The organism is Oleiphilus sp. HI0125, from assembly GCF_001635355.1.
The window spans coordinates 1-681 of sequence record NZ_LWGF01001039.1 but is presented as its reverse complement, the minus strand read 5'-3'; the positions used below and the strand labels follow the sequence as shown (position 1 = coordinate 681).

The window sequence follows — 681 nt, the reverse complement described above, 5'->3', positions numbered from 1 at the left end:
AGTATTCGAACTTGATGCTATTTTTGCTTCGAGCGGTTGTGCAAACACCTTGTTAAACTTGCCTCGCTTATCGATTCGAGCGGCATTTCACCAATGCAATAAAGGCGACTTTTCTGAAAGTCTAAGCGCGCCAGAGATAGTAGTTCATATCGAGAAAGGCTACTCGCTTGATGATGTGGCTAAAAAGCTAACAACACTTTATCGTCTGCCTCCGATGCCTGAAACCGCTGTGCGCGTCATGCATATTACGTCTGATCCTAATTCTAGTGTTCAGGAATTGGCCCAGCTTGTGGAGCAAGATCCAAGTTTATCTGCGCAAATTATGCGTTATGCAAGATCGGCATTGTTCAATTACCGTGGTAATTTGACTGATGTGAAAGAGGCGATCAATGCTGTCTTAGGTTTTGAACGCGTCGCTAAACTTTCCCTTGGCATTGCATCCGCTCGTGCTTTTACCTTACCTCTTGATGGTCCATTAGGGCTCAATGCATTATGGCGTCATGCTTTGCATTCTGCTGTGTTAACTCAAGCGCTCTCTGTCATGGTCAACCCTGATTTGGGTGTAGACGAGCACGAGGCATACTTGTCTGGTTTACTCCACAATTTTGGTCTACTGCTCATCGGGCAGCTCTTCCCGCCTGAGTATCGCATGCTCAATAAGCTTCGTGTCGCTGAGCCAGA

The 681-nt window shown here is 46.4% G+C and carries 1 protein-coding gene; it reads left to right on the top strand.

Annotated features, from left to right (window positions below; genetic code table 11):
• On the top strand, positions 1 to 681 hold a 681-nt coding region (locus A3762_RS17820), incomplete at both ends, for an HDOD domain-containing protein (protein WP_156493563.1).